At 72.0% G+C, this 26,425-nt stretch carries 26 protein-coding genes; 15 read left to right on the top strand and 11 right to left on the bottom strand.

All coding sequences use genetic code 11. From position 1 onward, the window contains the following. Window positions 1–84: 84 nt before the first annotated feature. From ABD106_RS08440 to ABD106_RS08430, 3 genes are all read left to right on the top strand, one after another. Window positions 85–1,332, top strand: a complete 1,248-nt coding sequence (locus tag ABD106_RS08440) for an FUSC family protein (RefSeq protein ID WP_343919319.1) — start codon at window positions 85–87, stop codon at window positions 1,330–1,332. A gap of 199 nt (window positions 1,333–1,531) precedes the next feature. Next, window positions 1,532–2,143 carry a hypothetical protein gene (locus ABD106_RS08435; protein ID WP_343919317.1) on the top strand — a complete coding sequence of 204 codons (612 nt, stop codon included), beginning with the start codon at window positions 1,532–1,534 and terminating at the stop codon, window positions 2,141–2,143. Next, the gene (locus ABD106_RS08430; protein ID WP_343919315.1) at window positions 2,140–2,766 is read left to right on the top strand and encodes an RES family NAD+ phosphorylase; all 627 of its coding nucleotides are present in this window, start codon (window positions 2,140–2,142) and stop codon (window positions 2,764–2,766) included. Before ABD106_RS08435 ends, ABD106_RS08430 begins: the two co-directional genes overlap by 4 nt. 59 nt (window positions 2,767–2,825) lie before the next feature. On the opposite strand, the gene ABD106_RS08425 is transcribed toward ABD106_RS08430, so the two are convergent. Continuing rightward, window positions 2,826–3,920, bottom strand: a complete 1,095-nt coding sequence (locus ABD106_RS08425) for a TM2 domain-containing protein (protein WP_343919313.1) — start codon at window positions 3,918–3,920, stop codon at window positions 2,826–2,828. 268 nt (window positions 3,921–4,188) lie between these two features. Then, window positions 4,189–5,685, bottom strand: coding sequence for a lipase maturation factor family protein (locus ABD106_RS08420; RefSeq protein WP_343919311.1), 1,497 nt, complete (start codon window positions 5,683–5,685; stop codon window positions 4,189–4,191). 209 nt (window positions 5,686–5,894) lie between these two features. Between ABD106_RS08420 and ABD106_RS08415 the strand changes: the two genes are divergently transcribed. Then, window positions 5,895–6,500 (top strand): hypothetical protein, encoded by a 606-nt coding sequence (locus ABD106_RS08415; protein ID WP_343919309.1) that lies wholly within the window; start codon window positions 5,895–5,897, stop codon window positions 6,498–6,500. A 42-nt stretch (window positions 6,501–6,542) separates the two neighbouring features. Here ABD106_RS08415 and ABD106_RS08410 read toward each other — a convergent pair whose 3' ends face one another. Beyond that, entirely contained in the window at window positions 6,543–7,970 is a 1,428-nt protein-coding gene (locus ABD106_RS08410) for a phytoene desaturase family protein (protein ID WP_343919307.1), read from the bottom strand. Between the two features lie 137 nt (window positions 7,971–8,107). Here ABD106_RS08410 and ABD106_RS08405 point away from each other — a divergent pair, with 137 nt between their 5' ends. Both ABD106_RS08405 and ABD106_RS08400 read left to right on the top strand, forming a co-directional pair. Continuing rightward, the gene (locus tag ABD106_RS08405; protein WP_343919305.1) at window positions 8,108–8,656 is read left to right on the top strand and encodes a hypothetical protein; all 549 of its coding nucleotides are present in this window, start codon (window positions 8,108–8,110) and stop codon (window positions 8,654–8,656) included. A gap of 54 nt (window positions 8,657–8,710) precedes the next feature. After that, entirely contained in the window at window positions 8,711–9,217 is a 507-nt protein-coding gene (locus ABD106_RS08400; RefSeq protein WP_343919303.1) for a flavodoxin family protein, read from the top strand. A 34-nt stretch (window positions 9,218–9,251) separates the two neighbouring features. Here ABD106_RS08400 and ABD106_RS08395 read toward each other — a convergent pair whose 3' ends face one another. The 6 genes from ABD106_RS08395 to ABD106_RS08370 form a co-directional block, all read right to left on the bottom strand. Next, window positions 9,252–10,034, bottom strand: a complete 783-nt coding sequence (locus tag ABD106_RS08395; protein WP_343919301.1) for an HNH endonuclease family protein — start codon at window positions 10,032–10,034, stop codon at window positions 9,252–9,254. Next, window positions 10,031–10,543: a hypothetical protein gene (locus tag ABD106_RS08390; RefSeq protein ID WP_343919299.1), complete on the bottom strand. Its 513-nt coding sequence runs from the start codon at window positions 10,541–10,543 to the stop codon at window positions 10,031–10,033. The genes ABD106_RS08395 and ABD106_RS08390 overlap by 4 nt, the downstream gene beginning before the upstream one ends. A 189-nt stretch (window positions 10,544–10,732) precedes the next feature. Further along, window positions 10,733–11,131, bottom strand: a complete 399-nt coding sequence (locus ABD106_RS08385; protein ID WP_343919297.1) for a GlcG/HbpS family heme-binding protein — start codon at window positions 11,129–11,131, stop codon at window positions 10,733–10,735. A gap of 109 nt (window positions 11,132–11,240) precedes the next feature. Beyond that, window positions 11,241–14,642: a TM0106 family RecB-like putative nuclease gene (locus ABD106_RS08380; protein ID WP_343919295.1), complete on the bottom strand. Its 3,402-nt coding sequence runs from the start codon at window positions 14,640–14,642 to the stop codon at window positions 11,241–11,243. Between the two features lie 69 nt (window positions 14,643–14,711). Further along, window positions 14,712–15,497 (bottom strand): hypothetical protein, encoded by a 786-nt coding sequence (locus ABD106_RS08375; RefSeq protein ID WP_343919293.1) that lies wholly within the window; start codon window positions 15,495–15,497, stop codon window positions 14,712–14,714. Window positions 15,498–15,506: 9 nt separating this feature from the next. After that, on the bottom strand, window positions 15,507–16,034 hold the full coding sequence (locus ABD106_RS08370) for a DoxX family protein (protein ID WP_343919291.1): 528 nt from the start codon (window positions 16,032–16,034) through the stop codon (window positions 15,507–15,509). 159 nt (window positions 16,035–16,193) lie between these two features. Between ABD106_RS08370 and ABD106_RS08365 the strand changes: the two genes are divergently transcribed. The 9 genes from ABD106_RS08365 to ABD106_RS08325 all read left to right on the top strand — a co-directional run bounded on the left by ABD106_RS08365 (window position 16,194) and on the right by ABD106_RS08325 (window position 24,429). Then, on the top strand, window positions 16,194–16,985 hold the full coding sequence (locus ABD106_RS08365) for an IclR family transcriptional regulator domain-containing protein (protein ID WP_343919289.1): 792 nt from the start codon (window positions 16,194–16,196) through the stop codon (window positions 16,983–16,985). Between the two features lie 202 nt (window positions 16,986–17,187). After that, window positions 17,188–18,450: an MFS transporter gene (locus tag ABD106_RS08360; RefSeq protein WP_343919287.1), complete on the top strand. Its 1,263-nt coding sequence runs from the start codon at window positions 17,188–17,190 to the stop codon at window positions 18,448–18,450. Further along, window positions 18,447–19,649: a CaiB/BaiF CoA transferase family protein gene (locus ABD106_RS08355; protein WP_343919285.1), complete on the top strand. Its 1,203-nt coding sequence runs from the start codon at window positions 18,447–18,449 to the stop codon at window positions 19,647–19,649. Before ABD106_RS08360 ends, ABD106_RS08355 begins: the two co-directional genes overlap by 4 nt. After that, a complete protein-coding gene (locus ABD106_RS08350) occupies window positions 19,646–20,455 on the top strand; it encodes a citryl-CoA lyase (RefSeq protein WP_343919283.1) in 810 nt (269 codons plus the stop codon). The genes ABD106_RS08355 and ABD106_RS08350 overlap by 4 nt, the downstream gene beginning before the upstream one ends. Window positions 20,456–20,474: 19 nt before the next feature. Then, window positions 20,475–21,392, top strand: coding sequence for a DODA-type extradiol aromatic ring-opening family dioxygenase (locus tag ABD106_RS08345; protein ID WP_343919281.1), 918 nt, complete (start codon window positions 20,475–20,477; stop codon window positions 21,390–21,392). Then, complete coding sequence (locus ABD106_RS08340; protein ID WP_343919280.1) at window positions 21,389–21,766, top strand: hypothetical protein; 378 nt, start codon at window positions 21,389–21,391, stop codon at window positions 21,764–21,766. The genes ABD106_RS08345 and ABD106_RS08340 overlap by 4 nt, the downstream gene beginning before the upstream one ends. Before the next feature lie 64 nt (window positions 21,767–21,830). Beyond that, a complete protein-coding gene (locus ABD106_RS08335; RefSeq protein WP_343919278.1) occupies window positions 21,831–23,345 on the top strand; it encodes an amidohydrolase family protein in 1,515 nt (504 codons plus the stop codon). Window positions 23,346–23,414: 69 nt separating this feature from the next. Continuing rightward, complete coding sequence (locus ABD106_RS08330; RefSeq protein WP_343919276.1) at window positions 23,415–23,729, top strand: putative quinol monooxygenase; 315 nt, start codon at window positions 23,415–23,417, stop codon at window positions 23,727–23,729. 109 nt (window positions 23,730–23,838) lie between these two features. Beyond that, complete coding sequence (locus ABD106_RS08325) at window positions 23,839–24,429, top strand: hypothetical protein (RefSeq protein ID WP_343919274.1); 591 nt, start codon at window positions 23,839–23,841, stop codon at window positions 24,427–24,429. A gap of 54 nt (window positions 24,430–24,483) precedes the next feature. Here ABD106_RS08325 and ABD106_RS08320 read toward each other — a convergent pair whose 3' ends face one another. Both ABD106_RS08320 and otnK read right to left on the bottom strand, forming a co-directional pair. After that, on the bottom strand, window positions 24,484–25,104 hold the full coding sequence (locus tag ABD106_RS08320) for a class II aldolase/adducin family protein (RefSeq protein WP_343919272.1): 621 nt from the start codon (window positions 25,102–25,104) through the stop codon (window positions 24,484–24,486). Then, window positions 25,101–26,425, bottom strand: a 1,325-nt coding sequence (gene otnK, locus ABD106_RS08315) for a 3-oxo-tetronate kinase (RefSeq protein WP_343919270.1), incomplete at its 5' end; no start/stop codon positions are given. The genes otnK and ABD106_RS08320, both read right to left, overlap by 4 nt.

Below are 26,425 nucleotides of genomic sequence, written 5' to 3'. Positions count from 1 at the left end.
ACCAGCGGGGCCGTTCCCACCGGGCCGGCCCCGCTTCGCGTTCGCCCGCTGACGCCTCGGCGCGACCGGGGCTACGGTGGCACCGTGGCCCGACCGGACGAATCGCACGACGAAGCGCCCGACGAGGTGCGCGAGCGAGACGAGGCGGCGACGACCGGCCCGGCGTCCGTCGCCGACCCCGAGGTGACAGGCGAGGGCGCGCTCTCGCCGATGATGGCCGCCGTCGCGCCCGACGCGAAGGCTGCCGCCCAGGTCGCGAAGCGCTCGGTCGCCCGGGCGCTCCCGCTGTTCCGCGTCGCGATCGCGGTGCGCGCGGCGCTCGCGGCGATGGCCGCCTGGCTGCTGGCCAACCAGCTGGGCGATCAGCTCGCCGCCTACGCCTACGCGGCCCCGCTCGGAGCGTTCGTCGCCACCGGCACCACGATCTTCACCGTCGCCCGCACGGCGCTGCGCCAGGCGATCGGCATGACGGTCGGTGCGGTCATCGGCATGGGCATCCTCGCCGTCGAGTGGCCCGGCATCGCCAAGATCGGGCTCATCGCGGGCGTCGCCGTGCTCATGCAGGGCATCCCACGCTTCGGTCAGGCGGCGACGGTCGTGCCGGTCGTCGCGCTGCTCGTCATCATCTTCGGCGGCGTCGACGCCGACGGCTACGCGATCGGCTACGTCGGGCAGTTCACGCTCGGCATGGCGATCGGCGTGCTCGTGAACGCCGTCGCGCTGCCGCCGCTGTACGACCGGGAGACGCGCCAGCAGATCCACGAGACCGTGCAGGACCTCGCCGAGCGCACCGAGGTGCTCGCCGAGACGCTGCGCGGCGACTGGCCGCCCGAGCGCGAGGACTGGGCCGGCTGGGGTCCCGAGCTGCGCGACCGCGTCGTCGCGCTCGACGCACAGGTCGACGAGGCCCGTGAAGCGCGCCGCTTCAACCTGCGGATGCTGTGGCACCGTCACGACCTCGACGTCGACGTGCGGGCGGTCTCGGCGCTGCGCTCGGTCGTCCACCGGATGGACGACGTGCTCGAGTCGCTCGCGGCCGCGGCGTGGGATCGGCCGATCACGATCGAGCTCGAGCGGGACGAGCGCCGGCTCGCGGCCGACGCGGTCGAGGCGCTCGCCGCGCACCTGCACGCCTGGCACGACCAGGAGGGAGTGGATGCCGCGTCCACCGCCTCGCTCGACGCGATCGACGCGCTCTACCGGCGCTCGATCGAGGACGCGGAGCCGCAGTCCGGGGTCGCGACGGTGATCTTCGCCCTGCGCGCGATGCGCGAGCGGGTGGACTGGGCGGCTGCCGCGGCGGCGGCGAAGCCCGAGTCCCGGGCCGAGTGACCGCCGGCCCCCGTGAGGCGGGTCTCTTGAACTATTCAGGAGGCCGAGATGCTCGCTCCTCCGATCGGTGTTCATGCTATTGACGCTGTTGACGCCTTCGATGGCTCGTCCTACGATGGGTTGACGCTGTTGACGGGAGGACGCGATGTCGAAGCGAACCCAGAGCTCCCCGCACAGTGGTCGCGAGGCTGTCAGCCGCGTGGAGCTGCGGATCGCGGCGAGCGAGTCCGCGTCCTTGGGGGCGGGCGTGAGGAGCCCGGTCGAGCTGTCACCAGTGGCGGGTGCGCTGGTCGTCGAGTTCGCCGCAAAGCTCCAGCAGCGTCTCGACGCTGAGGGCGACGACGCGCTTGACGCGCTCGACGTCGGCCGGGTTGCCGATCGACTCGTGGCCTCCGTGCCGTCGACTCAGCACAGCGAGTGGGACGAGCTGATCGGTCCGTTCTATGACACTGCCGCCCTGGTCGCGTGGAAGCGGGTGACCCGGCAACGGCTCTCGATCCTGCGTCGGCAGCACCGCCTGCTGAGTGTCCGGACGCGGGACGGCGTGACGCTGCATCCGTCGTTCCAGTTCGACACTGACGGCGGCTTGACACCGGCGCTCGACGGGATCGTGCCGCTGCTGCAGCCCGCGTTGGCTGACGACTGGAGCGTGGCGCTGTGGTTCAACACTCCGATCGATGAGTGGCAGGGTCGCACGCCGGCGGAGATGCTCCGCGGCTCTGCGGAAGACCAGGAGAGCGTGCGGCTGCGGGCGACAGAGGACGCTGCCACGCTCCTCGCCTCGCGCACGGGCGCACCAGCGTCCGCATGAGCCGGCAGCGCATCGCGCAGGAAGCGCCTGGCACCGACCTGCGGCTCGACGACTTCCCCGCTGTCGACCTCGCAGTCGACCGTCGCCTCGTGCGTGTCCATGGCGCTGGCCATGGTCCCGGATGGTTCTCGTCCGACAAAGGAGGCCGGTTCGATCTCACGGCGCCTCGAGGGACGAGCTACGCGGGCGACGCTCTCGCTGTGGCGCTCCGTGAGGCGCTGGGAGGCTTGGCGAGGCAAGGGCGCGTGCCTGTCGCGGAAGCGCGGCTGCGTGCTGCGAGCATCGTGGTGGGCGTCGCGGGTCGATTCGCCGCGGTGAGCGTGCCCGAAGCTGCACGCTTCGGCGTCACGAGCGAGCTGACGTCGATGCCGATGTACACCGTGCCGCAGATGTGGGCAGAAGCCTTCGCTGCGGCAGGCTTCGACGGCATCCGGTACACGGCGCGGTTCACGCCCGGACCCGCGAACTCCTGGGCGGTGTTCGGGCCCGCCGGTGCGCATCCGTTGGGCCGCGTGGTCGAGGCGATCCCCGGGATCGAGGCCTGCCGCCTCGCTGGGCTGCACGTCCTCGCGGACATCCCTGCGTCGAGCGCACTCACGACGCTGCCGCCGCCGACTCCGTGACGGCCCGCGGCTCGGTGGGCTGGAGGCGCTGAAGCCGCCACCCCACCGAGCGCGGTGACCTACTTCACGACGATGGCGGTGAAGCTGCTGACGAAGTTCGGATCCAGCACGTCGAAGATCGTCGTGAGGTTGTCGGTCTTCAGGCACACACCGTCGGCCGGCTCGAAAGCGCCGTTGAACTCGACGAGCGAGTCCTCGGGCATGGCGAGCAGCTGGTTGAAGAGCTCCGAGTTGGCAGGGATGAGCGTGTCATCGCCGATGTCGGAGAACTCGTTGTTCCAGGTGCTCACGACGACGTTGTCGGCGATCTCGATGTCGACGTAGGCGTTGCCGTCGCCGGTCGAGCCGATCATCGTGATCCGCCCGACCCAGTTCTGCATCGCACCACCCGTGATCCCACAGAGGTCGGCGTTGCGCGAGACGAGCACCTGATCGCGCTGCAGGTCCGTCGTCGCCGCGTCGTACTGATCGGATGCCTGCTGGATGCGGTCGAGGAACTGCTGTTGCGCCGCGGGGTACGGGCTGCCGTACGGTGCGGGCGCAGCGGAGGGAACGACAGGCGCCGGGGCGGCCTCTTCGACGGGCGCGGCTGTCTCCACGACGGGCTCGGCGCTTTCCGTCGCCTCAGCCTCCGGCGCCGCCGCGGCTGCCGACGTCGGCTGCGCGACGGGAGCGACCAGAGTCGGGGCTGCCGGCGCCGCTGCGGGGATGCGGGTGGCCGCCGTCGCGCCGTTCACCGCCCCGAGGATCATGCCCAGCACGACCCAAGCGGCGGTGACGATCCACGCGATCTTCTTGTGGTGCTCGAAGCCGTCGAGCGGGCGGCGCTGGCTGTCCGTGCGGCTGCCGGCCAGCGTGATGATGAGATCGATGAGCCACCAAACGCCGAAGCCGCCGAGCGTCAGCAGCTTCGCGATGCCGGTGCCGATCTTGCCGAGGTAGAAGCGGTCGGCACCCAGCGCACCGAGCAGCAGCGCGAGCAGCCACGTGACGAGGAAGCTCTTCAGCGGAGCCTGCTGTCCGCCGAACGGCGAGGCGGGGGCGTAGCCGGGTGCGGGCGCGTAGCCGGGTGCGGGCGCGTAGGTCGGTGCGCTGAACTGCGCGGCGGGAGGCTGCGGCGAACCGCCGTAGCCCTGCGGGGGAAGGTTGGACATGGAGTCTCTCTCGATGCAAGGGATGCCCTCCGGCCTGGGGAGCCAGCGAGCGAGGAACGGGCCGAAAGTTGAGATCCCCTCGGCCTTATCTGCAACGTAGGTCGACCCACTGACACGAGCTCGCGGCACGGGCTTCGCGACCTCCGGATGCGCCGCGGTGCTCGCACAACGCAAGCCCGATCCACGGACGGCTGCTGCCACCCCGAGTCGGCCGGCTGCTCACCGCTGGATCGGCGGCTCAGGCTTGCGTGGTGCGGGACCGGCGGGCTCAGCCGCCACCGCGCATCGGTGCGACGAACAGCCCGCGGTCCTCGCGCATCCACACCTGCCCGGTCGCCCGCTTCTCGGCGCGCGTCGCGAAGCGGTAGCGGTAGACGCGCGCTCGCACCCACCGCGGCCGCTCGCCGTCGAACGGGTCGTGCCCCAGCAGGCGAAGCGTCGGGCGGTCGGCCTCGAGCAGCCGCTGGAGCAGCACCCGGAACCAGCTGCCGTACTGCCCGAGCGCCAGGAACCACATCAGCCAGTCGAGCCGCAGGTGGTACGGCGCGAACCAGCCCGGCACTCGCCGGACGTCGCCCGGCTTTCCCTTGAACCCGTACTCGACCCAGTCGTCGTCAGCCGGCGCATCCGCCATCGACCCCTCGATGACGATCTCGTCGCGCCGCTTCGTGACCGTGCCGAACGCGCCGTACGCGTTCGCGAGCCGCAGCCGGTTGAACGACGCGTTCATGAGCTGCCGCTTCGAGGCGAGGTTGCGCGCCGACGGGATCGACAGCCACATGTAGCTCAAGAAGACGAGACCGACGAGGATGCTGAACCAGATCGGCGTGGGCTCGTAGGCGTGGTCGGTGGGCCAGGCTGGCACGAGCCAGGCCACCGCGCGGTCGTCGACGGCGGCGAAGGCGACGACGATGGTGATCCAGTTGAGCCACGCGAAGTTGCCGGTGAGCACGAGCCAGCCCTGCGTGAGGATCATCACGGCGGCTGCAGCCGTCGCGATCGCGCCGAGCACCGCGGTCACCGCGCCGGCCGGCCGGTCCACGGCGCCGATCGCGCCCACCGCGCAGACGAGCAGCACCCACGGGGCGACGAGCTGCGCGACGTGGTTGCCGAGCACCTCGGCCTTGTGCCACCAGAGCGGCGCGAGGTGCGCGAGGCGACTGAGCGGGCCGGGCATCGGCTGCGTCTCGTGGTGGAACGTCAACGCGGTCAGGTCGCGCCACTCGCGGCCGCCGCGCAGCTTGATCATCCCGGCGCCGAACTCGAGCCGGAAGACGAGCCACACGACGAGCAGCAGCGCGAGGGTCGGCGGCGCGTGATCGTCCGAGCCCAGGAACGCCATGAGGAACCCGACCTCGCACAGCAGCAGCTCCCAGCCGAAGCCGTAGAAGACCTGGCCGATCGGCAGGATCGACAGGTAGACGATCCACAGCGCGAGGAACGCGAGCATCGGCGCCCACGGCGGCCCCGACTGCAGGAACCCGGTCACGAGGGTGAGCGCGATGACGATGCAGGCCAGGCAGAGGATGCGCAGGAACCGGTCGGAGTAGTGCCACCGGAAGATGCTGGGCTGGCCCTCGAGCCCGCCGGCCGCGATGTAGCGCGGCGCGGGGGAGAGCCCGCGCTCGCCCAGCAGCGCCGGGAACTGCATGAAGGTGGAGAGGAACGCGACCGCGAAGATCGCCGCGGTGCCGCGCTGCAGCACCTGCCGCGCGAGCTCGGCGTGCGGGGCGTCGAACCAGGCGATCAGGCCCGTCCAGTCCATGCCTCACCTCGCCCCTCGGCTTGTGGCGCCCTCGCCTCGAGGGTGCTCACCCGGCCAGCGTCGCGCGCGCGAGCGGCGGAGGCAAGGGGCAGCCGCCGGCTGGCCGCCCGCTCAAGTTCTGCAACAGATCGCCCGAGACCCGCAGCGGAGCGGTGGCCCGCGACATACGCTTCGGGCATCCGAGCGTCGATCCCCGACGGAGGTGCCCCATGCGCAGACGCACGAGAACGAGCACGTTCGCGGTGGCAGCCGCGCTCGCGACGGCGCTGGCGCTCGCGGGGTGCGGCGGGGGATCCGGGCCCGACGCCGGCGCGGCATCCGACCCCGCCATCTCGACCCAGCCGGTCGTCGAGCCGACGAGCGCGGCCGACGCGGGGGCGGATGCCGACACGACGGCGGCGGACGAGGAGCGGAGGCTGCTCGCATCGTGCGAGAGCGGCCTGCTCGACGCCTTCTCGGCAGAGCAGCCGGAGCGCGGCCGCATCGATGATCAGGTGCAGGTCTACGAGGCGATCGACATGCTGCTGCCGACGGTGGCGACCTGCGGCATCTCGCACCTGCAGGACGACGGGCGGCGGACGGTCGTGATGACCTGGTTCGACGCGCCCGGCACCGGACCCGCCGTCGTCGAGGGGCTCGAAGCGCAGGGCTGGTCGGCGAGCACGGAGCCGGCCGACGGCTACGACACGACCACGCTGAGCGACGGCACGACGAGCGTCGAGGTGCACCCGATCGGCCTCGCGAACGAGCAGAGCGCGCTCGGGCGGCTCTGGGACGACGTCGACGTGACGCTGATCACGGTGCTGCTGCCCTGAGCGGCGGCGCACATCCTTTGCGCGCCCCGGAGCCACGACGGCTCAGCCCTCGTGCACGCCGATCTCCTTGAGCGCCGCGTGCGCCGCGTGCCAACCGCTCATGCCGTGCACGCCGCCGCCCGGCGGCGTCGACGAGGAGCACAGGAACACCCGCCCGGGCATCGGCACCCGGTAGGGGTGCGCGAGCACGGGCCGCAGCAGCTGCTGGGTGCCGGCGAGCGTGCCGCCGCCGATCGAGCCGCCGACGAGGTTGGGGTTCCACAGCTCGAGCGCGGCGGGCGGCATCGACTGCCGCTCGAGCACGCGGTCGCGGAAGCCCGGCGCGTACTCCTCGATGCGCGACTCGATGATGTCGGATGCGTCGCCCGGCCACCCGTGCGGCACGTGCGCGTACGCCCACACGAGATGCTTGCCGGCCGGCGCCCGATCCGGGTCGGCGGCGGTCGGCTGCGTGAGCAGCACGAAGGGCTTCTCGGGCATGCGGCCCACCGCGACGGCGTGCTCCGCCTCGACGACCTCGGCGAGCGGACCGCCGACGTGCACGGTGCCGGCGCCCTCGGCGCGCGGATCGGCCCACGGGATCGGTCCGTCGAGGAGCAGGTCGAGCTTCGAGACCGCCGGCCCGTACTTCCACGAGCGCATCCGCTTCGCGTAGCGCCCGGTCAGCCGGTCGCCGGCCATGCGCGCGAGCTGATGCGGGGTCACGTCGAGCAGGATCAGGTCGGCAGGTGGCAGATCGCGCAGATCGGTGACGTCGACACCCGTCTCGATGCGGGCGCCGGCCGCCTCGGCGACGCGACGCAGCGCATCCGCGATCGACTGGGAGCCGCCTTTCGCGAACGGCCAGCCGGCACTGTGACCGACGCCGCCGAAGGCGATGCCGAACGCGCTCGTGAGCGGCAGCCCGAGCGGCAGGGTCGCGTGCGTGACCGAGCCGGCGAAGAGCGCCTGCGCGGCTCCCGAGCGGAAGACCGTGCGCGCGAGCAGCGTCGCCGGCCACGCGCCGCGGAGCCCGAAGCGCGCGAGCAGCACCGGATCCTTCGGGATGCGCACGAGCGGCCCGAGGATGCTCTCGGCCGTGCCGTTGGGGTCGTCGGTCGCCGGCTTGTGGAGCGCGAGCCACGCGCGCGCGTCGACGCCGAGCTCGCGCGCCGTCTGCTCGGCGTCGCGGTGGAGGATCGCGGCACGACCGCCGGGCAGCGGATGGGCCATCGGCACCTCCGCGTGCAGCCACTCGAGGCCGTGCTGCTCGAGACCCAGCGCGCGGAACGCGAGGCTCGTGATGCCGAACGGGTGCCCGGAGGCGCCGGGGTCGATGACCGCCTGGTCGCCGAAAGCGGGGCGCGACGAGCTCGCGCCGCCCACGTACGGCAGCCGTTCGAGCACGGTCACGTCGAGGCCCGCGCGAGCGAGCACCGCTGCGGCGGTGAGCCCGTTCGGGCCGGCGCCGACGATGACGGCGGTGGTCATGCGGCCTCCTAGCTGGAACGTCGGGTGGTGCGGGTGCACCGCAACCCTCCCGCGCCAACCTGAGGAGAGCAAGCGGTGCGGCGACGCACCGCGATCGCGCCGGTGCGTTCCCCACGCGTGGGGGCCATGCTCTTCCCATGACCTCCGCGCCGCCACCGCTCGACAGCCCGCGACCCCGCGCATCCGACCCGCTCATGATCGTCGTCGGCATCGTCACGATCGTGGCGCCGATCGTGGCGGTGCTCGCCAAGCTGCCGTCGTTCGGGTGGCTCATGCTCATCGTCATCGTGTGGGGCTTCCTCGTGTGGATCCCCGGCTACGCGGTGCTGATCATCGCGGTCGCGCGCGGCATGCTGCGCAGCCGGGGAGCGATGCGCGTCGGCGCCCGCCGCACCCGGTCGATCATCTGGGCGCTGCTCACCTCGATCGGCATCGTGGTGCTGGGCCTCACGCTCGTCGACGGCGGCGACACCCGCGAGTCGGTGCAGTCGACCCTGACGATCATGCTCGGCTCGCCCACGAGCCCGTCGGCGGCGCACGCGCTCTCCGAGACGATCGGGTGGGTCGCGGCCGTCGCCTGGTTGACCGGCTACGTCGGCCTCATCGTCGAGTGGATCGTCGCCGCGGAGATCGCGCGCAGAGCGCAGCCTGCGGCGCCGCGCGTGGCTCCGCCGCAGATCGGGTAGCGCGGACGCGACCCCACGGGCATACGCTCACGAGCAACGGCCCTGGAGGCACGCATGCGCGCATTGATCGTCTACGAATCGCTGTGGGGCAACACCGAAGGCGTCGCGCGAGCCATCGCCGAGCAGCTGCAGACCGCGATGTCCGTCGACGTGGTCGATGCGGATGCGGCGCCGACCAACGTCGACGGCTTCGACCTGGTGCTCGTCGGCGGACCGACGCACGCGTTCTCGATGTCGCGCCCGTCCACCCGGGGGAACGCGGTCTCGCAGCACGGCGCGCCCTGGGCGCCGGCGCGCGGCATCCGGGAGTGGCTGGCGGCGCTCGAGCACGCGCCGCACGGCACGCGGGCGGCCACGTTCGACACCCGCGTCGACCGGCCCAGACTGCCTGGCTCGGCGGCGCGTGCCGCGAAGCAGGAGCTGCACAGCCTCGGCTTCGACATCGTGGCGAAGCAGAAGACGTTCCGCGTGCACGACTACGCGGGTCCGCTGCTCGACGGCGAGCTGCAGCGCGCGGCGGAGTGGGCGAAGGAGATCGTCAGGACCGTCATGGCGCGCTGAGGCGCCACCTCCTCAGGGCGCGGGGTGATGTCCCTCACGCGCACGCGGTGAGCACGTCGACGAGCATCTGCCGGTCGGCGGCCGAGACGGCCAGGCTGTAGTCGCGAGCGATGGTCGTGGAGTCGGCGGCGTAGTCGCACCAGGAGGCGGGGTCCTCAGGCATCCAGTCGGCCGGACCGCGGTCGCTCTTCGCCGCATTCGTGGGACCGTCGACGGCGAGCAGGGTCTCGGGATCGTTGGCGAACGCCACGCGCTCGTCGTAGGTCCAGGTCCACGCGCCGCCGCGGTGCGCGGCAGAGAGGCTGATGATGTGGTCGATCTGCACCGCCTGGCTGTCGCCGCCGACGCGGTCGTGGGTGAACGCGATGGTCGCGCCGGTGTACGGATCGACGGCCAGTGTGCCGGTCAGCACCGTGCAGCCGTCCTCGGCCAAGGTCTCGGCGACCAGATCGCGCAGCAGCACGTCCTGCCGCGTCGAGCAGCCGTTCCGGTCGACGTCGACCCACCCGTCACCGAAGTCGTCACGGCGATACTGGGGCGTCTGTGCCGAGTCGTCGATGAGCGGGAGGCCGAGAGCGGCTTCCTGGAGCTCGGATGCGGGCGGCGTGATCGACGGCGACGCGGCGGGGGACTCGGCGGGCTGCGCCGCGGGCGTGGTCTGCGCGGGTGTCGCGGTGGACGACGGTGACGCGCGAGACGCCGCAGGCGGTGTCGCGCCCGCCGGACTGCAGCCGACGAGCACCGCGGCCATGAGGGCGACAGCGGCGGCGCTGACGCCGACGTGAGGACTCGCGAGCCGATCCGCTCGGCTGCTCACGCCTCTCGAGACAGGAAGCGCTCGCGCACGGTCTCGCGGTTGATGCGCTGCAGCTCGGCGATCTGCTGGTCGGCGCGCAGCTGGAGCGAGAGCAGCAGCTTGCGATCCTGGCGCGGGTCGTCCTCCGCGAGCTCGAGCAGCGCATCCCACATCGAGCGCTTCGCGCGTACGGCACCGGTGAGGAAGTCGAGCTCGAACTGCGCGAGCGAGCTCCGGCGCTGTCGCAGGAGGTTGACCGGGTTCGCGCGGCCGCCGGCGCGCAGGGCGAGCGTCAGGACGCGCTTCCAGCCCTTCGGCCGGAAGTCGAGCTGCTGGATGATCTTCGCGAGGTCCCGCCGGTCTCGCTCGATCTCGTCGGAGAGCGCCAGCAGCGCCGCCTCGTGCTTCGTGCCCTCGAACGTGTGCGCGGCGGCCTTGAACGCCTGCACCCCGCCCTCCGACGCGAGCAGGTGCTCGTTGAGGTAGGTCGCGAGGTTCTCGTCGGCCTCGCTGCGGCGCTCGTCGGTCATCGCTGCCTCCTCGGGCTCGGGGTACAGGGCCAGCCTTGCGTGGAGACACCGGTCGAGCAAGTCCGACGCACGAGGCTCGGCTCAGAATCTGTTCGCCGGAGCGGCACGCCGACTGCACGATGCAGCCGGCAGCCCGCTCCGGCGAACATCTGCCGAGGTCAGCCGGGCCAACGGCTCACCTGAGGTCGCTCAGAACGCCGCGGCGCCCGCTTCGGCCACCGAGTGGTCCTGCTCGCCCGATCCGCCGCTGACGCCCACGGCGCCGACGACGACGCCGTCGCGCGAGAGCGGGATGCCGCCGGCGAAGATCGCGACCTTGCCGCCGTTGGTCGTGTGGATGCCGAAGAACTGCTGCGTCGGCTGCGCGTTGTCGCCGAGGTCCTTCGTGGTGATGTCGAAGGCGCGCGACGTCCACGCCTTGCTGATCGAGATGTCCACGCTGCCGATCCAGGCGCCGTCCTGCCGCACATGCGCGACGAGGTTGCCGCCCGCGTCGACGACGGCGATGTTCATGGGCTGGCCGATCTCGTCGGCCTTCGCCTCGGCGGCGGCGATGATGCGGCGGGCGTCCTCGAGCTTCACGGTCATGGTGCTTCCTCTCGTCGGTGGCGCCGGAGCGTCACGACCGAGTCGGTCGCGCCCCGGCGCGCCCTTCGAGTCTCACAGAGGCGCCCATGCGTCACCAGGGTGCGGCGTGTCACCCCAGCAGCCGCAGGAACGCGCTCAGCTGCGCCACGCCCTCGGGCGTCGGCGGCAGGTGCGCGCGCAGCCCGGGGGAGTGCACGAGGTACGCCCGCCACTGCCCCCGCGAGATCGCCACGTTGAGGCGATTCACCGACAGCAGGAACTCGATGCCGCGCGGCACGTCGACCGCGCTCGACGCCGCCATCGACACGATCACGATCGCCGCCTCCCGCCCCTGGAAGCGGTCGACGGTCCCGACCGACGCCGCATCGAAGCCGGCCGCCGCGAGCCGATCGTGCAGCAGCCCCACCTGGGCGTTGTACGGCGCGACGACGATCACATCGCCCGCCGTGAGCGGCCGCGCGGCCGTGCCGTCGTGCCACTCGCGGCCGACGAGGCCCTGCACGATGGCGACCACCGCATCCGCCTCCTCGGCCGATGAGGTCGTGTTGCCCGCGTGCCGCACGGCGACCGGCTCGAGCCCCGGGTCGACGCCGACGAGCCTCCGCTCGGAGCCGTGCGCGCCGAGCCGGCCGTCGTACGCGAGGTCGGAGACCGCCTCGCAGAGCGCCGGATGCATCCGCCACGACGTACCGAGGAAGTAGCCGAAGCGCTCGGGGATGACCGCCTCCCCGTCGCACAGCCAGCCGAGCGCCGAGCCGTCGACGGGCGCGGGATGCGTGCCCTGGCTCACCTGCGGCAGCTGCTGCGGGTCGCCGATCAGCAGCAGCCGTCGCGCTGCGCCCCCGGCCGCGATCGTGTTGGCGAGCGAGAACTGCCCCGCCTCGTCGATCACGAGCAGGTCGAGCGGCGGGAAGCCCTTGTTCGCGTGCCCGGCGAACGCCCACGCCGTTCCGCCCATGACGCCGGGTTCGCTGCCGAGCGCCTCCGATGCGTCCTTCGCCGCGGTCCACGGGTGCTCGCCCTTGTCGCCCTCGCGCAGCTTCTTCAACACGCGCTCGGCCGGCACGCCCGCCTTCACGACGCCGTCGAGCATGTGCTCGACCGTCGCGTGCGACTGCGCGACCACGCCGATCCGCCAGCCGCGCCGCACGAGCGCGGCGATCACGCGCGCACCCGTGTAGGTCTTGCCCGTGCCGGGCGGACCCTGCACGGCGACGAAGGATGCGTCGAGCTCGGCGAGCGAGCACACGATCGCGTCGGTCGTGCCGTCGCCCTCGACCGCGGCCAGGCGCGCGGGCGCACGGCGACGCAGCACGTCGAGCGAGGCGTCGTCGGGGAGCGCCGCAGCGAGCTCACCGTCGGCCGCGAGCGAGTCGGCGACCGCCCCCGCCCAGCGCTCGATCGACTGCTCGAGCGGCCCGCTGTTCGGCGGCTGTGCCGGCGCGAGCGCGATGGGCGTCGCCTCCCACGGGATCGCGGTGGTGTGGCGGCCGGCGCTCTCGACCAGCTCGAACACGTCCTCCGCCTGCGTGAGCGTCGTCTTCGCATGCGTCGAGCGCCACGCGTTCGGGTCGTCGCCGGGCACGTGCGGCGGTTCGTAGACGGCGAACTGCTGCGTCGTCTCGTCGGAGAGCCGAGTGCCGGGCCCGACGGTGCCGCGGAAGCGCACGCGGCGCACCAGGCTCTGCTTCGCCTGCTCCCACGGCCCTACCTCGAGCACCTCGTCGACCGTGATGACGTCGCGCTGGTCGCGCCAGTCGTCGAGCGGGTCATCGAGCCGCGAGAAGTGCTCCCACCAGAACGTCTTGCGCTCGCGCGCGTGGTAGCCGACCGCGGCCGCGGCGAGCGCGAGCGCCAGCTGGTCGGGCGTGCGCTGCGCGGGATCGTCGCCCGCTGGCGCCAGCAGCCGCTCGACGAGCGCCTCGCGCGCTGCGACGACCTCGGCGCGCTCGGCCGAGACCTCCTTCGGCGGCACGGCGCCGTCACCAGCAGGGCTCGCGGCAGGCGCGGCCACGAGCTCGAGCAGCCAGTCACGCAGTCGATGCGTCGACTCGACGTCGTACGCGTTGTACTCCTCGATCTGCGCGAAGAGCGCGGCAGCCGCCTCCTCATCGCCCGCCTCCCGCAGCTCGGTGGCCTGCTGGAACCACACGATCGAGTCGCCCGCGTTCGTGACCTCGCCCATCCGCGATCCGGGCATGTAGAGCGGCTCGAGCTTCTTGAGCGAGTAGCTCGCGCTGCCGATCACGAGCGAGCGCTTCACCACCGGGTAGAGGTCGACGAGCACGCCGGCGCGCAGCAGGTCGTCGATCTGCTCCTCGCCGACGCCGTGGCGCGCGGCGAGGCTCAGCAGGTGCGTGCGCTCGTACGAGGCGTAGTGGTAGATGTGCAGGTCGGGATGCCGCTGCCGCCGCTCGTCGACGTAGGCGAGGAAGTCGATGAGCGCCTGCTTCTCCTCGGCGAGCGAGTGCGCCCAGAAGCCCGCGAACTCGCCCGCGGCGTCGCGCACGCCGAAGAGGTAGTCGATGCCCCAGTGGTCGCCGTGCTGCCAGAGCGGGTCGCCCTCGAAGTCGAAGAAGAGGTCGCCGGGCGACGGCGAGGGCAGCGCCCGGATCGCGGCGTCGTCGACGACGTCGACGGTCGGCGCAGATGCGTCGCGCGAGCGCATCTGCGACCTCGCCTGCCGCTGCAGCGCCGCGAACGTCGCCGCCGCCATGCCCTTCGGGCCCTCCGACGCATCCGCCAGCTGCGCCATCGTCTCGATGCCGACCGCGCGCAGCCGGTCGCGCTGCTGCTTGCGGATGCCTGCCACCTGGAAGACGTCGTCGTGCAGGGCGATCTGCTCGGCGCACGCCGCGCACTGGCCGCACGCGAGGATGCCGTCGGTGCCCCAGGGGATGGCGGCGTCGGCCGCGAGCCGCTCGTCGACGATCCGCTCGAGCCGAGCGCGCCGCTCGAGCAGCACCGGCTCGATGTCGCGCAGCTCGTGCACGCTCACCGTGCCGTCGCCGAGCAGCAGCCGCACCTCGTCGGCGACCGGCACGCCCATCGTGCGCAGCGCCCGCGCGTAGGCGGCGAGCTGCAGCAGCGCCGTCACCTTCGCGCGGCGGGCGAGCTTGGCGTCAGAGACGACGTAGCGGCCCTCTTCGTCGAGCTCGACGAAGTCCGCGTAGCCGAAGAAGCGCTCGCCCTCGAAGGCGGCCTGGAAGATCGCGCCGGCACGGGCGTCGACGGCCTGCTGCGTCAGTGCGACCGCGAGCGAGCGGCCCTCGGCGTCGAGGCCCTTGGGGATCTCGACCACATCGGTGCGGGCGCGCAGCTCGGCGAGCAGTGCCTCCTCATGGCGATCGCCGAGCATCGCGGTGCGCTCGAGCATCGCGTCGCCCTCGTCGGGCACCGGTTCGCGACGGCCGAGGCGCGCGTCGAGCGCGGTCAGCACCTGCCACTCGCACGCGCTGGCGCGGGTCAGGTCGCTCGCGGTGAGCAGCACCGCGCGGTCTTCCAGGATCATCGTCGCCTCCTCGAGCAGCTCGAGCCTACGGAGCGCGGGTGACACGGCGCGCGACGACGGCGCTCGCGATCAGTCGTGCCGTTCCACCGACGCACGGATGTGCTCCGGCATGAGCGCCGGCGCCATCGTCGGGCCCAGCAGTCCGAGCGGTGCCGCCTTCGCGCGCTCGGCGGTCTCGCCGTCGACGAGGCCGCGCTCGACGAGCAGGTCGATCGCCGCTCGGCGCTCGGCGGTGACCGTCGTGGCGACGTCCGCCGGCAGCTCGGCAACGGCGCGCTGCAGGTTGTCGATCTCATGCTGCGGCCCGCCGCGGCGCGAGCGGCCGCGCACGAGCATGGCGATGTGGATTGCGAGGTCGGCCACGACCACGAGCAGCCACCAGCCCGCCGGGCCCTCGATGGTGGGCAGCGCGACGAGCAGGCCGATGCCCAGCGTGACGACGCCCGGGAGCAGGTGGAACCCGGCGATGATGAGCACGGTGCCGGTCGTGAGCGCGCGCGGCTGCCGCCGCTCCTGCCACTCGCCGTAGACGGTCACGGCGGCGCTCACGAGCGTGAGCCAGCCCGCGGCGGCGAGCGCCCAGTCGAAACCGTCGTCCTCGACCACCGCAGCCACCATGAGCAGGGCGCCGATGAGCGGCGTGACGAAGGATGTGATGAAGAGCGGCACGAGCAGGCAGCCGAGCCACGGCACCGGGCCCTTGCCGGCCTTCGACCAGACTGCCTTCGGCGAGATGACCGCGACCTCCGCGGCGGCCGAGGTGGGTCGCAGCGCGTGCATCTCGAGCCGCCACCAGTCGAGCGGTCCCCAGGTCGACGCGCTGCCGGCGAGCGTGAGGGGCGACGGGAGCGGCACCGCGCCAGCCTAGCCAGCGGCCGGCTGGCTCCCCTCGCGGGTCGCGCGCCGGTGCCGCACGACCATGGCGAGCAGCGGTGCCGCGGACAGCACGCCGAGCACCGCGGCGCCGAGCGCCCAGACGGGTCCGTGCAGCTGCCACGGGAGCAGCGCGTCGACCGCGATCGCGCCGGGGCCGGTGCAGGCGAGCACGAACGCGATGATCGCGTACGTCAGCGGCACCTCGAAGCCGCCGAGGTGCGCCCACAGGCCCTTCGGCCACAGCGTCGAGATGGCGGCGAGCATCGCGCCGATCACCATGGCGCTCGCGAGCGGCGTCGCGAGGCCCAGCGCGAGCAGCCCGGCGGCGGCGAGCTCCGAGAGACCGGCGAAGGTCACCATCACCGCGCCGGGTCGCAGGCCGTCGGCCTCGAAGAGCTTGCCGGTGCCCTGGATGCCGCGGCCGCGGAACCAGCCGAAGAGCTTCTGCGTCGCGTGGCCGGCCAGCAGCGCGGCGAGCGCGAGCCGCAGCACGAGCAGTCCGAGATCGATCTCCATCGCAGCCTCCAGCTCACTGCCTCCGCCGACCAACCGGCATGCGTACAGTTGTCCGCACAGTAATCGCGTCTGGCGCTTCGGTCAACCAAGCGCTCGCGCGAGCGCCGATTACACTGGGCGTCCCCGGGCAGTCAGCGGGGCCGGAGGGAAGGCACGCGGATGCGCGAGAGAACGAGCCCCGACTTCGTCGAGGCGATCGCCCGCGGCTTCGACGTCGTCCGCAGCTTCGAGGGTGCGCCGTCGCTCACGCTCGCCGAGGTCGCGCAGCGCACCGGGCTCGCGCGCCCGACCGCCCGCCGCATCCTCATCACCCTGCAGCAGATCGGCTACGTCGTCACCGACGGCGGCCGCTTCGAGCTCACGCCGCGTGTGCTCGAGCTGGGCGTCGCCTACTTCACCGGCTCGGAGTTCTGGGCGAACGCGATGCCGCGGCTGCGGCAGCTCGTCGAGCGCACGGGGGAGTCGTCGTCGATCGCGCAGCTCGACGGCGCCGACGTGGTCTACGTCGCGCGCGTCGCGGTGCCGAAGCTCGTGACCCTGTCGGTCGCGGTCGGCACGCGGTTCCCGGCCGCGCAGACGTCGCTCGGCAAGGTGCTGCTCGCCTACGCGGATGCCGACGTCGTCACCGCCGTGCTCGAGGAGCCCTCCCGCTCGGGCATCGCCCCCGTCTGGACGCCGTCGCGCGCCGAGCTCGACGACGTGCTTGCGACGGTGCGGGCGCAGGGCTGGGCGATGTCCGACCAGCAGCTCGCGCCGGCCATCCGCTCGATCGCCGCGCCGATCCGCAGCGAGGACGGCTCGGTCTTCGCCGCCCTCAACGTCAACGCCCACGCGGCTGAGACCTCCATCGAGCGGCTCACCGAGGAGCACCTCCCGCACCTGCTCCGCACCGCATCCGACCTCAGCGTCGACTACGCGCTCCGCGCGCGCATCCCCGCCGCCTCGGTGTAGGCCGCTCCGCGCGCGCCCACGCGTCCGATCGACGTTGGCGCGGCGCTTCGCGTTGCCCGGAGCCTGCGACGCACGGCCGCCGGTAGGGCCCGGGAGCGCCACGTTGACACGCGCGAGCGTGCCCGCTAGCGTGACCCCTCAGTGGACGACCGCACAGCGGGCATCTGTCCGCTACACGGACACCGTTCAAGGGAGAACGCGCATGACTGGCACCGTCGAAGCACCGCGAGGGGTCGTACCCAAGGCGAAGCAGGTCACTCCGGTGCTCGTCGCCGTCGGCTTCGCGGTGCTGTGCGCATCGTGGATGCTCAACGCGATGGACCGCCAGGTCTTCTACCCGCTGCTGCCGCAGATCCGCGAGGAGCTCGGCTTCTCGCTCACCGAGTCGGGCTTCCTGGCCACGAGCTTCACGCTCGGCCTCGCGATCGCGGGCTTCACCGCCGGCTTCCTCGTCGATCGCTGGTCGCGCAAGACGGTCATGATGGTGAGCGTCATCGTCTTCTCGGTCGGCACGGGCCTCGTCGCCCTCTCGACCGGCTTCGTCGACATGGCGCTCTACCGCCTCCTCTCGGGGCTCGGCGAGGGCGTGCAGGCCACGGCGCTCTACGCGATCATCGGCGCCTACTTCTTCCACCGCCGCGCGTTCGCCGCCGGGTTCGTCGGCGTCGCGTTCGGCGCCGGCATCTTCCTCGGCCCGCTCGTCGGCGTGCCGTTCGCCACCGAGTGGGGCACGTGGCGCGCCCCGTTCCTGCTGTTCGCCGCACTCGGCATCGTGATGGTCATCCTCATCGCCGTCTTCGTGAAGCGCGAGATGTCCGAGGCGGAGGCCGGCCGCACGGGCGCGCTCGAGCTGCGTGCCTTCGACTACATGCCCACCGCGATCGTCAACCGCAACGTCATCGTCTTCGGCATCGGCGCCGCGCTCGCCGGCACCGTGTTCTACGGCTACCTCGGGCTCTACCCGACCTACCTCGTCGAGAACCTCGGCTTCGACCCGGGCCAGTCGAGCCTCGCGGTCGCGATGGGCGGCCTCGGCGCGATGCTCGCGCTGCTGTTCGGCTGGTTCGGCGACCGCTACCCGCAGAAGTGGGTGCTCATGGTGAGCTTCGCCGGCACCGCGCTCGTCGCGCTCCCGATGTACACGATCGCCACCGCACCCGTGGCGCAGTACGTGCTCTCGTTCCTCATCGGCGCGTTCGCGTCCGGCGGCCTCTTCACGAACTTCTCCACCGCGCTGCAGCGATCGGTGCGCCCCGAGAGCGTCGGCCGCGGCCAGGGCGTCTTCGTCCTGACGTACTACGTCGCCGCGGCGTTCTCGGGCACCGCCTTCGGCGCGCTCGTGGGCGGCATCGGATGGTCGGGCGCAGGACTCCTGCAGATCGTCGGCGTCTCGGTCGTGGGCGCGGTGCTCATGCTCTTCGTCGACTCCAGCACGATGATCGACAAGCGTAGGGTCGCGGCATGAGCGCCCCCATCCCCGAGCAGGCTCGCGCCGTGCTGGGAGAGGTCACCACCGGTCCCCTCGCAGGCCTGCTGGTCGCAGACTTCTCCCGAGTGCTCGCTGGCCCCTTCGCCACGCAGATCCTCGGCGACTTCGGCGCCGACGTCATCAAGGTCGAGGCGCCGGTCGGCGACGAGACCCGCGGATGGCGGCCGCCGGAGCGCGACGGCGTCTCCACCTACTACCTGGGCATCAACCGCAACAAGCGCGACGTCGTGCTCGACTTCCGCGACGACGACGACCGCGCGCTCGCGCAGGAGCTCGCGCGCCGCGCCGACATCGTGATCGAGAACTTCAAGCCCGGCGGGCTCGAGAAGTTCGGCCTCGACTACGACAGCGTCGCGGCGACGAACCCGTCGGTGGTCTACGCGTCGATCAGCGGCTTCGGCAGCGCTGGCGGCGCGGGGCTGCCCGGCTACGACCTCATCGTGCAGGCGATGTCGGGCCTCATGAGCCTCACGGGCGACGCCGACGGCCCCGCCTACCGCTCGGGCGTCTCGGTCTTCGACATCATGAGCGGCCTGCAGTCGGTCATCGGCATCCTCACCGCCCTCCGCCACCGCGACGCGACCGGCGAGGGCCAGCACGTCGAGGTCAACCTGCTCTCCACCGCGCTCGCCGGCATGGCGAACCACTCGTCGACCTACGTCGCGGGCGGCACCGTGCCCTACCGGATGGGCAACGCGCATCCGAGCCTCTTCCCCTACGAGCCGCTGCCCGCGAAGGACGGCGACATCATCATCGTCGCCGCGACCGACCGGCAGTTCACGGCGCTCGTCGAGACCCTCGGCATCCCCGAGGTCGGCGACGACGAGCGCTTCACGACGACGGATGCGCGCAACCACAACCGCGCCGAGCTGCGGCCGCTGCTCGTCGAGGCCCTGCAGCAGGGCACGATCGACGAGTGGTTCGAGCGGCTCACCGCGGCCGGCATCGCGTGCGGGCCCATCCAGACGATCGACGGCGGCGTGCGCCTCGCCGAGAAGCTCGGGCTCGACCCCATCATCACCGTCGGCGAGGGCGACCGTGCTGTGCCGATGATCCGCAACGCCATCACGTTCTCGCGCTCCAAGCCGCAGTACCGGATGCCGCCGCCCACCCTGGGCGAGCAGAGCGACGAGGTGCGTGCGTGGCTGCGCGAGCGAGAGGAAGACGACCGATGACCGACGAGCGCTCCTACCCGACCGGGATCGGCACCTCCACGAGCGAGACGATCGAGCTGCTCGGGCTCGACCTCGCCTCCGAGGTGCTCGGCACCGTGAGCTTCGGCGAGCTCGCCTACTGGCTCGCCACGAAGCGCCGGCCGACCGCCGGTCAGCTGCGCGTGTTCGAGGCCGCGCTGGTCTCGCTCGCCGACCACGGCTACACGCCCACGGCGATCGCCGCGCGCATGACCTACTACTCGGCGCCCGAGTCGATCCAGGGCGCGATCGCGGCCGGGCTGCTCGGCGGCGGCTCGAGGTTCCTCGGCGTCACCGAGGACACCGGCGTCTTCCTGCACGAGATCGTCGCCGGCCTCGGCGACACCGCCGAGTGGGACGACGAGCGCTGGGACGCGGTCGCGCGCGACGCGGTGAGCGCGGCGAAGGCGAGCGGGCGCAAGGTGCCCGGCCTCGGCCACCCCGTCCACAAGAACGGCGACCCGCGCACGCCCGTGATGTTCCGCATCGCCCGCGAGGCGGAGGTCTTCGGCCCGCACCTGTCGCTCTTCGAGGCGATCGGCCGCGTGCACGCCGAGGTGCTCGGCCGCACGCTGCCGCTCAACGGCGCCGGGGTCGCCGGCGCATCCCTCGCCGACGCCGGGCTGCCCATCGGGCTGCTGCGCGGCTTCGCCCTGCTGGCCCGCACCGCCGGGCTCATCGGCCACCTCGCCGAGGAGCAGCAGGATCCCGTCGGCCCCTCCATCTACATGGAGGTCGACCGCAACGCCCGATACGTGCCGCCGGCGTCCGCGCCGAGCCAGGCCTGACGCTCGAAGGAGAGAACCCATGGCCCATCTGAGTGCGGTGCTCGCGACGACGCACCACCCCTTCTTCTACAAGGCGACCGAGCTCACCCCGGTCGAGGAGCAGATGCCGCAGGCGGCGGAGTGGAAGGCCAAGGTCGAGGCCTACCGCGAGACGTTCACGGCGGCCGAGCCCGACATCCTCGTGATGGTCGGCTCCGACCACTTCCACCAGTTCTTCTACGACAACTACCCGACCTTCCTGATCGGCAGGCAGCCGCGCTACGACGCGACCTTCTACAACGAGGTGCGCGAGTTCAGCATGCCGACGTACGAGCTCGAGGGGCACGTCGAGTTCTCGAGCTACATGCTGCAGGGGCTGCTCGACCGCGGCTTCGACTTCTCGGTCTCGAGCGAGCTGAAGATCGACCACTCGATCATCTGCCCCATCATCACGACGCGGCCGCAGGCCGACCTGCCGGTCGTGCCGATCTACACGAACATCTTCGCTCCGCCGCTGCCCAGCCCGAAGCGCTTCTACGACCTAGGCCGAGCCATCCGCGAGGTCATCGACGCGTGGCCCGGCGACCAGCGCGTCGCCGCGATCGGCTCGGGGCACCTCTCGCTCGAGCTCGGTGGCCCGCGCATGTTCGGCGAGCACGGTCCCGACCCCGAGTGGGACCTGCAGGCGATCGAGTGGCTCGCGACCGGCGACATCGAGGCGATCCTCGAGAACGTCACGTGGGAGTCGATGGTGAAGTCGGGCAACGCGACGCCCGGGTTCCTCGACCTCATCCTCATGCTCGGCATCGCGGGGCCCGAGAAGGCCGCCTACGTCGACGACCTCGACCTCTATCACACGCGTGAGATGTACATGACTTGGTACCCGAACGGCGACCCGCGCGAGCAGGCGGCGGCGGCGGATGCGTCGGCCGAGTCGCGCGAGGCGGTGTCGGCATGAGCAGGTACGCCCTCAACAAGTTCCTCTTCCAGGTCGACCGCGACCCCGAGATGCTCGCCGCCTACAAGGCCGACCCGGAGGCGCTCGTCGCCCGCTGGGAGGCCGACTACATGCCGTACCTCGGCTCGCAGGGGCAGCGCGTCGAGCGCACCACGTGGCTGCACCTCGAGCCGGCCGAGCGGCTCGCGCTCGTCGAGCACGACTACGTGCAGCTCTTCGAGATGGGCGCGCACTTCTTCCTCACGCTGACGATCTTCATCGGCGTCTACGAGGAGGACTACATGGCCCGCAGCGGGCCGCTCGCGTTCCAGCGCGAGTACGCGAAGAAGCTCGAGCACTGGCTCGGGAAGGACTATCCCGGCGTCGAGTGCTGACTCGCGCATCCACCACCCGCATCACCACGCAGATCAACCACGCAGACTCGACGAGGAGCACGCGATGACCGACACCACAGGGGCAGCGCCCCGACCGACGGAGGCGCCCGAGCCCGGCCGCCCGATCGTCTTCCGCAACGGCACGGTCGTCACGATGGACGACGCCCACACCGTGCACGACAAGGCCGACGTGCTCGTCGTCGACGGGCGCATCGCCGAGATCGGGCCGTCGCTCACCGTGCCCGACGGCACCTTCGAGATCGACGCGGCGGGCGGCATCGTCATGCCCGGCATGATCGACTCGCACCGCCACATGTGGCAGACGGCGATGCGCGCGTACGGCTCCGACTGGACGCTCACGCAGTACTTCGTCTGGTACTACCTCGAGCACGGCCGCGCCTTCCGGCCGCAGGACTACTGGGCCGGCAACGCGCTCAGCACGCTCGACGCGATCGAGTCGGGCATCACCACGACCGTCGACTGGTCGCACGGGCTCCAGACCATCGAGCACGCGGAGGCCGCGATCGACGCGCTCGTCTCGTCGCCCGGCCGCTACGTGATGGGCTTCGGCAACATCTTCGCCGGCCCGTGGGAGTGGACGGCCGACCCCGCCTACCGCCGCACGGTCGAGGCGGCCATCCGCGACCCGCGGCTCGCGGGCGTGCAGCTCGCCTTCGACGTCACCGGCGACCCGGCCTTCCCCGAGAAGGCAGCCTTCGAGGTGGCGCGCGAGCTCGACGTGCGCGTCACGACACACGCCGGCGTGTGGGGCGCGACGAACGACGACGGCGTGCGCCTCATGCACGAGCACGGGTACATGGAGCCGGGCACCGTCTACGTGCACGCGGCGACGCTCAGCCAGGACTCGTACCAGCGCATCGCGGCGACCGGCGGCATCGTCTCGCTCTCGACCGAGAGCGAGCAGAGCTGCGGCCAGGGCTACCCGCCCTCGCACGCCCTGCGCGAGCACGACATCCCCGTCTCCCTCTCGGTCGACACGAGCGTGTGGTTCAGCGCCGACCTGTTCTCGGCGATGCGCACGACGCTCGGCGCCGACCGCTCGTGGGAGCACCTGAGCGCGCACGAGCTCGGCGAGACGGTGACGCACTCGCGGCTGCGCTCGCAGCACGTCGTCGAGTGGGCGACGCGCGGCGGCGCGAAGGCGATCGGCCGCGACTCCGAGCTCGGCGCCCTTGAGAAGGGCCGCCTCGCCGACGTCGTGCTGCTCAAGAACGACCACTCGCCGACGATGTTCCCGCTCGTGAACGTCTACGGCCACATCGCGATGCAGGCGAGCCGCGGCGACGTGCACACCGTGCTCGTCAACGGCGACGCGAAGAAGTACGACGGCAAGCTCGTCGGCGTCGACCTCGCACCGCTGCGCGCGAAGCTCGAGGACACCGTCGAGCACCTGCGGTCGACGCTCGGCGAGGAGCAGTGGGCGGCGGGCATGAACCCCGAGATCCCCGAGACGAAGGTGCTCGACAACCCGTACATGTACACCGACTACCGCACGCACGCCACGCACGCGGCGTTCGAGACGCAGGCGCCGACGATGGGGGAGACGGCGCGCGACTAGGACTCGGTTCGGCACGGCGCGGGCGCCCGCACTCGGATCCGAGGCGGGCGCCCGCGCTACCGTGCTGACATGGCTGAGCAGAACGAGCACTACGTCGTCATCGCGACCTACACCGCCAAGCCCGAGACGGCCGACCGCGTTGCGCAGCTGCTGCCGGCGCTCGCCGCCGAGAGCCGCCAGGAGGAGGGCAACCGCTCCTACTCCATCGCCCGCGACCTCGAGCGGCCCAACGTCTTCACGGTCGTCGAGATCTACGACGACGTGGATGCGTTCACCGTGCACCGCGAGAGCGCCCACTTCGCGTCGATCGGGAAGATGCAGATCATTCCGATGCTCGAGAGCCGCGAGGTGGTCGGGTATGTCGGGGATGGCGTGATCCGCTGATCTGCCGGGCAGGCGACCGGTCGGGCCGCAGAGCCGTCGAGCGCGCTCCGACCCGCGTGTGGCGGGCGCGATCGTCGATACGGTTGATGGTCATCGATCGAGGAGGACCATGCCAGAGCTCGCGAACGGCAAGTACGTCTCGCAGTCCGACGCGATTCGCCAGTGGTGTCCTGCCGCTCGCGCGGTGCTCATCGACGTCGCCGGCGAGTACGGCGCCTGGATCAGCCACGACGAGCTGAGCGATCGCATCCAGGCGAGGACCGGCATCACCACCAGGCAGCCCGTGGGTGAGTGGATCGGCCGAGTGCTGAGCGCAGTGGCGGCGGACGCGGAGCAGCGCGGCGAGCCGCGGCTGACCTCGTTGAGCGTGACTGCCGAGCGACTGGTCGAGGACGGCCACCCCGACGTTCCCGCCGGCACCGACGTCCGCACTCGCGAACGCGTCGCCGCAGAGGACCGCCTCGAGTGCTACCGCTCCTTCGGTGCCACGATGCCGGCCGATGGGGGCACGCCGACGGTGCTCGCGTCGATCCCTACTCGGCAGACCCGGCCGGCCACCCGACCGGCCCGCACCCGTGCGGCCGCCACGCCCCCTCCGCCGCCCGCAGCGGTCATGCGCGAGACGACCTGCCCGAACTGCTTCATGGTCGTGCCCGTCGCTGCGACCTGCCGAGACTGCGGCGAGCCGCTCGCGGTCTGACCAGGTCACCGGGACGGGCGTTGCTCAGCCGGCTCCCACCAGTCGGCGCTGCGATCAGGCGAGCAGAGCCCGCTCAGCCTCGGTCAGCGGTGTGACGGCCCGGCCGTCGAGCAGGAAGTGCATGCGCGCCGCGAGCTCGAGCTCCTCGGCGATCGCGGTCGCATCACCCACCGAGCTGCCGACAGTCACCAGTCCATGGCGATCGAGCAGCACACCGCGCGCTCGCGCATCCGGTTCGAAGCCGGCAGCGCAGGCGTCTGCGAGACCCGGCTGCCCCGGCGCGACGTAGGGCACTCGGGGGAGGACACCGACGCGCATCGCGTAGTACGGCGTGTAGGCGGGGAGCGCGTCATCACGGGGCAGATCGTCGAGGCAGGAGGCAGCGAGCGCCCACGGGGAGTGGAGGTGCACGATGGCGCTCGCCTCCGCACGAACCCGGTAGACGGCCGCGTGCAGCACCGCCTCCTTGGTCGGCCTCGGCCCGTCGAGGTGACGGCCCTCGAGGTCGATGACGCTCAAGTGGTCGGCGTCGAGCGCTCCGAGCAGCGCCCCGGTGGGAGAGACGAGGATGCGGTCGTCGATGCGGGCGCTGATGTTGCCGCTCGTGCCGGGGCACATGCCGAGCCGGTCGAGGCGCTGCCCGTAGTGGACGAGGTCGTTCGCGACGGCGGTCATCGGGTGTCTCCGATCGGTGCGGTGTCGAGGGCGCGGGTGAAGATGTCGTCCTGGCCGAAGTTGCCCGACTTGAGGAGCAGCGCGACGGGCACCTCGCCGCCGCTCGAAGTCCACGGCACACCGGGATCGACCTCCGGGCCGATCGCGAGGGAGCGCACGCCGAGGCCGTTGACGACGGCCCCGCTCGTCTCGCCCCCCGCGACCACGATCTGACGGACGCCTGCGTCGACGGCGGCCGCCGCGATGCGGCCGAATGCGCGCTCGACGAGGGCGGCGGATGCGTCGACGCCGAGGTCGGCCTGGATCTGCGCGACGACGTCGGGGTCGCTCGACGAGTACACGAGCGGTCGCTCATCGACGTGCGACCGGAGGAACGCGATCGCCTCGTCGATCGGGACGTCGCCCTCGGCAAGCGCGCGCACGTCGAGCTCGAACGACGGGTGCGAGTCTCGATGGTGCGCGACCTGCCGTCGCGTCGCCGCGGAGCAGGAGCCCGAGAGTACGGCAGCGGGGCCCGCGGGGACGGTGAAGGCGCGCGACGCGGCATCCGCCGTCAGCAGGGATGCGCGAGCCATGCCGACGGCAAGCCCCGCGCCACCGGTGACGAGCCTCGCGTCGGTGAGCGCTGCTCCCCAGGTGACGAGGTCGGCGTCGTCGACGGCGTCCGCGATGACGAAGCGTGTGCCAGCATCCGCCGCGGCTGTGAGCGCATCGCGCACCGCGGTCGCACCCTGAGCGACGACGTCGAGGTGCACTGCGGCGACCGGCTCGTCGACCTGCGCGCGCAGCACTCGACGCAGATCGGCGTCGCGCATCGGGTTGATCGGGTGGTCGCGGAGCGGGGACTCGGAGAGCAGCTGGTCGTGCACGAAGAGGTGGGAGCGGTAGACGGTGCGGCCGTTCTCGGGCACCGACGGGGCGAAGACGACGGACTCGGCATCGACGAGATCGGCGAGCGCGACGGCGACGGGGCCGATGTTGCCGCGGTCGGTCGAGTCGAAGGTGGAGCAGTACTTGAAGAACAGCTGCGGCGCGCCCTGCTCCAGCAGCCACCGAGCGGCCGCGACGGACTGCGCCACCGCATCCGAGGCGGGGATGCTCCGCGACTTCAGCGCGACGACGACAACATCCGCGCCGCTCGTGTCGGGCTCGTCGGGCACACCGAGGTGCTGCACAGCGCTGAGCCCCAGCCTGGCGAGCATGCCCGCGAGATCGGTCGCTCCGGTGTAGTCGTCTGCGATGACGCCGAGCTGCATCTCGGGCTCCTTCTGCTTCTGCGCCTGGCGGGCGCCGGGGTAGGGGATCGCGCGGCCGCCCAGGA

The organism is Agrococcus citreus (assembly GCF_039527715.1).
In the GTDB taxonomy this organism is placed as follows: Bacteria; Actinomycetota; Actinomycetes; order Actinomycetales; family Microbacteriaceae; genus Agrococcus; species Agrococcus citreus.
The sequence above is the reverse complement of the archived record's forward strand: the minus strand, read 5'-3'. Positions and strand labels throughout refer to the sequence as shown.